This is a genomic window from Micromonospora echinofusca (assembly GCF_017614955.1).
GTDB lineage: Bacteria > Actinomycetota > Actinomycetes > Mycobacteriales > Micromonosporaceae > Micromonospora > Micromonospora echinofusca_A.
Window position 1 is genome coordinate 1 of sequence record NZ_WVUH01000363.1, and the last position, 6,796, is coordinate 6,796.

Sequence of the window (6,796 nt, forward strand, 5' to 3'; positions counted from 1 at the left end):
GCCGCGGCCAGCCGGCACCTGCGTCGTCGGCAGAACCAGCCAGCCACGGTGAAAGCCTTCTTCGGTAAGCCTGAAGTCCGCTACGCCGCCGGATGACCACGGCATATTTGCCCTACGGGTCAATAACACCTGCGCTCCGGTGCGCGGGCCAGGGCCGAGTCGGTACGACCGCGCACCGCCCACGCCCGCCGGCCGTACGCTGGGGCGGTGACGGTACGTGTGCGCTTCGCCCCTTCCCCGACCGGAATGTTCCACGTCGGCGGCGCCCGTTCGGCGCTCCAGAACTGGATCTACGCGAAGCAGCACGGCGGGGTGTTCGTCCTGCGCATCGAGGACACCGACGCGGCCCGGAACCGGCCGGAGTGGACCGAGGGGATCCTCTCCGCGCTGGACTGGCTCGGCATCACGCGCGGCAGTTACGAGGGGCCGTACTTCCAGTCGGCCAACGCCGGGGAGCACCGGGCGGCGGCCCAACGGCTGTACGACACGGGCCGGGCGTACTACTGCGACTGCACCCGGGAGGCCGTCCAGGCGCGGACCGGCTCGACGTACGCCGGTTATGACGGCTTCTGCCGCGACCGCAACCTCCCGGCCGGCGCGGGCCGGGCGCTGCGCTTCCGCACCCCGGACGAGGGCGAGACGGTCGTGGTCGACCTGATCCGGGGTGAACCGACCTTCGAGAACCGGCTGATCGAGGACTTCGTGATCGCCCGGGGGGACGGTTCCCCGGTCTTCCTGCTCGCCAACGTGGTCGACGACCAGGTCATGGGGATCACCCACGTCATCCGGGCCGAGGAGCACCTGCCCAACACGCCGAAGCAGCAGCTGCTCTGGGAGGCGCTCGGTGTCCGCCCGCCGGTCTGGGCGCACGTACCGGTGGTGGTGAACGAGAAACGGCAGAAGCTCTCCAAGCGGCGGGACAAGGTCGCGCTGGAGGCGTACCGGGACGAGGGCTACCTGCCCTCGGCGATGCGCAACTACCTGATGCTGCTCGGCTGGGCCCCCTCCGGGGACCGCGAGATCGTGCCCTGGTCGGTGATCGAGTCGGAGTTCCGGTTGGCGGAGGTCAACCCCTCGCCGGCCTTCTTCGACGAGCGGAAGCTGCGCGCGTTCAACGGCGAGTACCTCCGGGCGCTGCCGGTCGCGGAGTTCGTCGCCGCCTGCCGCCCGTGGCTGACCGGGACGGCGACCATTCCGCCGCCGCCGTGGCAGCCGGCGGAGTTCGACCCGGACGCGTTCGCCGCGGTGGCGCCGCTGGCGCAGACCCGGATCACGGTACTCAGCGAGATCGTGCCGAACGTCGACTTCCTCTTCGTGGCGTCCCCGCTGATCGACGAGGCGGCCTGGGCGAAGACCATGAAGGAGGGGTCCGGCGAACTGCTGGACGCCGCCGTCGCCGCTTTCGAGGCACTCGCCGGCTGGGACGCGGAGACGCTGAAGTCGGCCCTGGAGGCGGTCGGCGCCGAGCGGGGGCTGAAGCTCGGCAAGGCCCAGGCACCGGTCCGGGTCGCGGTCACCGGGCGGTCCGTCGGCCTGCCGCTGTTCGAGTCGTTAGCGGTGCTCGGCCGGGAGCGGTCCCTGGCCCGGCTGCGGGCCGCCCGGATCCGGCTGCCCTGACGCCCGGCCCCGGCCTGCCTCGTTGCCGGGCCGCACCCGTTAACAAGGGGCCCTTCCTCTACCGAATGCGTTAACAGGGGGCCCTTCCTTACACCTTTCGGCGGCGGGTGAGCACGATCGCTCCGGCCAGTGCGGCGAGCAGCAGCGCGGCGCCGAGGGCCCACGGCCACCAGGGCGCGCCGCCGTCCGAGTCGGTGTCCGCGGCGGGCGATCCGGGTACGGCCACAGTGCTCGACGGGGCCGGCGCGCCGGACGGGGTGGCGGTGGGCTGTCCCGCCGTCGGCCCGCCCGGTACGGCGGAGGGGGCGGCAGTCGGCGTGGCGGACGGCGGTGCCGCCGGGGTGCCCCGGGTGAGGGTGAACCGCACCTCCCCCTTGATCGGGTGGCCGTCCGACGAGGCCACCTGGTACGCCACGACGTAGAGCCCGGCGGCGCCGGCCCGGAACGGCACCGTCACCTTCGACCCGCTGATGGTGGGCGCACCGCCGGAGGCCGGCACGTTGTCCGGACCGGTGATTGTGATCTTCGTCGTACCCGGGTCGAGCCGGGCGAGGAAACTGAGCCGGATCCGGGTCGGCGGGTCGGCCAACCGGGCGCCGTTGGCCGGGTCGCTGCCGGTCAGCGAGTTGTGTGCGGCCGCCGGAGCAGCCGGGATGAGCAGTACACCGGCCATCAGAACGGCCACCGCCCACCAGCCCGGTACGAAACGGGCGACCCTGCCCCCCATGCCCACCTCCGCGAAGATACGATTCGTCCGCCGATCATCGGACCGTCGTTAGTCGACCCGGGATCGCAGATAGTTCCAAAATTCTGCCCGGAGAGATGCAACCGGGCGGCGTTCTGCGGAGTCTTTGAGGTAGGCCACCTGCCCGGAACACAGCGGGCCGGCGGTTCTTCCAGCCAACCAGCGCGACTGCGGCAGAGCCATCCATTCAACGGGGCGAGGAGGTTGGCGATGGTCCGGAAGGTGGGTCGCCGACTCGCGGTGGTCGTCGGACTGCTGCTGGGCGCGCTGCTGCCCGTCGGTGCTGCCGCACAGGCCGCACCGAAGGTGCCCGCCGGGGTGTCGATCGCCGGCGACGGCCTGGCCGAGCCGCTGCGACTGCGCGCCGAGACCGATCCGGACCGGGTGTCCGCCGTGATCGAGCAGGTGAACTGGCTGGGCCGGGCCACCCCGAGCCGGGCTCTCCCGGTGGAGGATCTCGGCCCGAAGTACACCGTCCTGGTCTTCGCCGGGGACGTGGCGAAGGAGACGTACGACCTCTTCCCGCTGGCCAAGGGCGGGCCCCGCGCCTACCGTCCGGCCAAGCAGCCGGACCTGCGCCGGGTCGCCGCCGGCTGGTTCCTCGGCCGGCTCAACATGGCCGAGGTGCTGCGGGCGGTGGGCGTGCCCCTGGCGGAGAAGGCCGGCGCGGTCACCGGTGGGATCGGCGGTGGTGAGCGGATCGCCACGGATGACGAGACGCTGGACCCGGGCCAGGACCTGGACCGGCTCTTCGGCGATCTTCAGCGGCTGCTGCTGCTCAACGCGGGTGTCATCGTGGTCATCACGGCCGGGCTGGCCGGGATCGCCCTGCTGGTCCGGCGCCGTACCCGCTGACCGCCCCCGCCGGGGCAGCGTCGGTCACACCACGGCGGGTGCCGGTCGGCGCGGCGCGGACGTCGGCCCGCTCAGCACCAGCGGTGCGGCGGGCGTTCCCGGCGGACCCGCCGCGAGCCGGGGCGTACCCGGCCGTGCCGGTGGGCACCGGCCCAGCCGCGCAACTCGGAACGGCAGCCCGCCTGCGGTTGGTCCGCCTGCGGCTGGCGGCCCGGCTCCGGCTCCTCGACCCGCTGCCGGGGTACGACCGGTTCCTCCTCGACCCGGTCCGGTGACGGGTCGCCCGGCCCGTTCGGGCGTACCCGCTCCGCCGGCAGGTCCCCGGTGACGGTGGGCCGTGCCGGGGCGCAACGCCCGTTGACCTCGTGGGTGCCGCCGGCACAGCCCCGGCGCGGGGACCGGAGGGCCGGATGCTGCTCGTGATGACCCAGCCGGCAGGGCTCCCCCTGGGCGCAGCCGTGCTCGGCCTCCCCGTGCGCCATCCCGGTCTCCTCACACAAGTCGCCGTGCCGGCGGGGCGGTCGCCTGCCGGCGTACGCGCCGACGGGCTGTTCCACCTGACGCGTGTGCCCGGAGACGCAGACGCGGGTGTACCCACCGCCGTGTCCGGGCCCTGTCACCGTACTGGCCGCCACCGACGGCCCTGACGGCGCGTACCGGTCCGACCGGAGGGTGGCGGTCGATGTCAGCGCCGGCTGCGACGCGGGAAGATCGTCTCCCAGAGCGGGAAGATCACCAGCCAGATCACGATGGCGGCGGTGAGCCGGAGGACCCACGCCTGCAGTTCCGCCGACCGGACGGGATCGTCCACCAGCAGGATGCCGGCCCCGAGCAGACCGCAGGCCACCGCCCAGCCGACGACGCCCTTGCCCCACTCCCGCCACTCGTACCGGGTCCGCGCCCAGCCAGCCCGGGGTGGCCGTACCGGTGGTGGGCCTCCGGCGAAGCGGTGGGCGAACCGCTGGTCGGCCCAGCTGACCATGGAGTGACCGAAGGCCACCGAGAAGCCGAGGTAGGCGGCGGCCAGGCCGTGCGCGAAGGTGGCGGTCGCGCCCCGCCGCAGGTCGACGACGGTCGCCACGAGGAGCACCAGGTCGACCAGGGGCACCCCGATCAGCAGTACGGCGCCGAGCCGGGGCCGGCGCAGCGGGTAGCGCGCCACCAGCCCGGCACCGAGCAGTACCCAGAACCCGATCTCGCAGGCCGCGATGAGCGCCAGCAGCATGGTCTGTACCCCTCCCCCGTCCGTCGTCCCAGCCTGCCGCCCACCGGGCCGCGTGCCGTCCGCACGGATGCCGAGATCCGGGTACACCGAAGGATGGACCCGCCGTCCCGGTCCTCCCTTCGGCGGAGCCGGCCGCCGGTCCGCTCCCCCTCAGGTCGGAGTCCACGCCGGTCCCGGTGTGGTGGGATCGGGCCATGGGGACAAGCCGGACGCCGGTCGGCAGGGTGGGCCGCGTCGATCTGCTGCTGGCCGCCGGCTCGCTCGCCGGTGGTCTGGTCCTCTACGGCATCGGTACGCAGCCCCAGGTCACCCCGCACCCGGGGTTGCCCCCGCGACTGTTCCTGCTGACCCTGGCCGCCGTCTGCGTGGCGGTGGGGCTGCGGCGGGTGGCACCCCGGTCCAGCCTGGCCCTGGGCAGTACGGCGGTGCTGGGCGACGTCCTGCTGGGCGGGTCGCTCGGCACCCTGCTGGTCTACACCCAGGTGCTCTACGACGCCTGCGTGTACGGACCGCCCCGGCTGTGGCGCTGGCTGCTGCGGGTGACCGTGGGGCTGAGTGTGCTGGGCGCCCTCGCCGGGGTGGTCGGGTTCGGACACTGGCGGGGAATCGCGGTCGGGATACCGGTGGTGCTGGTGGGCGTGTTGCCGGTGCTCACCGGGGTCAGTGTCCGGCAGCACCGGGACCAGTCCGCCGCCGAACGCGACCGGGTCACCGCCGAACGCGATCGCGCAGCTGCCGAACGCGACCGCGCGGCCGCCGAACGGGACCGCGCCGCCATCGAGCGGGACCGGGCCGAGCAGGCCGCCCGGCTGGCCGAACTGGACCGCCGGCAGGCGGTCGGCGCCGAGCGGGCCCGGATGGCCCGCGAACTGCACGACGTGGTGGCGAACCACCTGAGCGCGGTGGCGATCCACGCCACCGCTGTGCTCTCCGTACCGGGACTGGACCGGGGCCAGGTGGAGCAGGCCCTGCGGGTGATCCGGGAGAACAGCGTGCAGGGACTGGCCGAGATGCGGCAGATGATCGGGCTGCTCCGCGAACCGGCAACGGACGTCGGGGCGGTCGGGACGGACGTCAGGGTGCCCGGGGCGGCCGGGACGGACGTCGGAGCGGTCGGGGAGCCCGACGGTCCGGCCGCCGGGGCGACCCGGGTACGGCTGGCCGAGGTGGACCGGCTGGTCGACCGGATGCGCGCCACCGGCTTGGCGGTACGGGTACGGGCCCGCGGGGCGGCCGGGCCGTTGCCGGTCAACGTGGACCTCGCCGCGTACCGGATCGTGCAGGAGTCGCTCACCAACGCGCTCAAGCACGGGTCCGGGGAGGCGGTGCTGACCGTGGAGCAGCGACCGGACCGGGTGGTGGTACTGGTGGAGAACCCGGTACCGGAGGGCGCCGCCCCGACCGGTGCGGACCCGGCCGGTGGCAGGGCCGGGCTGACCGGCCCGGGCGCCGGGTTGATCGGGATGCGGGAACGGGCGGTGCTGCTCGGTGGCCGGTTCGAGGCCGGCCGGGCCGGCGACCGGTGGCGGGTACGGGCCGACCTGCCGACCGGGGCGACCGGGCCGGGCGGTGGGTCGTGACCGGGCCGGTCCGGGTGCTGGTGGCGGACGACCAGGAGGCGGTCCGCGCCGGCCTGGTGCTGATCCTGGGCGCGGCGCCGGGCGTGGCGGTGGTGGCCGAGGCCGGTGACGGCGAGGAGGCGGTCCGGCTCTGCCGGGAACTACGTCCCGACGTGGCCCTGCTCGACGTACGGATGCCCCGGATGGACGGGATCACCGCGACCCGGAAGATCGTCGCCGACGCCTCGGCCGACGTGCTCGTGCTGACCACCTTCGACCTCGACGAGTACGTCTTCGGCGCGCTCCGGGCCGGGGCCGCCGGTTTCCTGCTCAAGGACACCGACGCGGCGGGGCTGGTGTCGGCGGTCCGGACGGTGGCCCGGGGCGAGGGGATCATCGCACCGGCGGTGACCCGGCGACTGATCACCGCGTTCGCCGGTACGGCACCGGCGCCGCCGGCGACGGTCCGGGCGGCGGTCGGGGAGCTGACCCCCCGGGAACGGGACGTGCTGGCCTGCCTCGGTCTGGGATTGTCCAACCAGCAGATCGCCGACCGGCTGACGATGGCGGAGAGCACCACCAAGACGCACGTCAGTCGGATCCTGGGCAAACTGGGCCTACGCAGCCGGGTGCAGGCGGCGATCCTGGCCCGGGAGCTACGACTCTCCCCCACCGATGCCGATCCCGGCCCCGGCTCCGGCTCCGGCTCCGGCCGCCTGCGTTGATCATGAAGTTGTTGCCCGTCAAGCGAGCGAAAACGCCGACAACTTCATGATCAACGTGACGGGGTGGGGG

Annotated in this window: 7 protein-coding genes; 4 read left to right on the top strand and 3 right to left on the bottom strand. The window is 73.8% G+C overall.

Translation table 11 applies throughout. The annotated features are described in order from the left end of the window. Positions 1-207: 207 nt before the first annotated feature. Positions 208-1,617, top strand: a complete 1,410-nt coding sequence (gene gltX, locus GSF22_RS28405) for a glutamate--tRNA ligase (RefSeq protein WP_307804402.1) — start codon at positions 208-210, stop codon at positions 1,615-1,617. An 88-nt stretch (positions 1,618-1,705) separates the two neighbouring features. Here gltX and GSF22_RS28410 read toward each other — a convergent pair whose 3' ends face one another. Then, entirely contained in the window at positions 1,706-2,344 is a 639-nt protein-coding gene (locus GSF22_RS28410) for a copper resistance CopC family protein (RefSeq protein ID WP_208816844.1), read from the bottom strand. A 228-nt stretch (positions 2,345-2,572) separates the two neighbouring features. Here GSF22_RS28410 and GSF22_RS28415 point away from each other — a divergent pair, with 228 nt between their 5' ends. Beyond that, positions 2,573-3,217 carry a hypothetical protein gene (locus GSF22_RS28415; RefSeq protein WP_208816846.1) on the top strand — a complete coding sequence of 215 codons (645 nt, stop codon included), beginning with the start codon at positions 2,573-2,575 and terminating at the stop codon, positions 3,215-3,217. A gap of 71 nt (positions 3,218-3,288) precedes the next feature. On the opposite strand, the gene GSF22_RS28420 is transcribed toward GSF22_RS28415, so the two are convergent. Both GSF22_RS28420 and GSF22_RS28425 read right to left on the bottom strand, forming a co-directional pair. After that, positions 3,289-3,699, bottom strand: a complete 411-nt coding sequence (locus GSF22_RS28420; RefSeq protein WP_208816848.1) for a hypothetical protein — start codon at positions 3,697-3,699, stop codon at positions 3,289-3,291. Positions 3,700-3,902: 203 nt separating this feature from the next. Continuing rightward, on the bottom strand, positions 3,903-4,442 hold the full coding sequence (locus GSF22_RS28425) for a hypothetical protein (protein ID WP_208816850.1): 540 nt from the start codon (positions 4,440-4,442) through the stop codon (positions 3,903-3,905). 224 nt (positions 4,443-4,666) lie between these two features. On the opposite strand from GSF22_RS28425, the gene GSF22_RS35870 reads away from it, so the two are divergent. Continuing rightward, positions 4,667-6,022, top strand: a complete 1,356-nt coding sequence (locus GSF22_RS35870; RefSeq protein ID WP_208816852.1) for a sensor histidine kinase — start codon at positions 4,667-4,669, stop codon at positions 6,020-6,022. Continuing rightward, a complete protein-coding gene (locus GSF22_RS28435) occupies positions 6,019-6,726 on the top strand; it encodes a response regulator (RefSeq protein WP_208816859.1) in 708 nt (235 codons plus the stop codon). Before GSF22_RS35870 ends, GSF22_RS28435 begins: the two co-directional genes overlap by 4 nt. Positions 6,727-6,796: the final 70 nt, after the last annotated feature.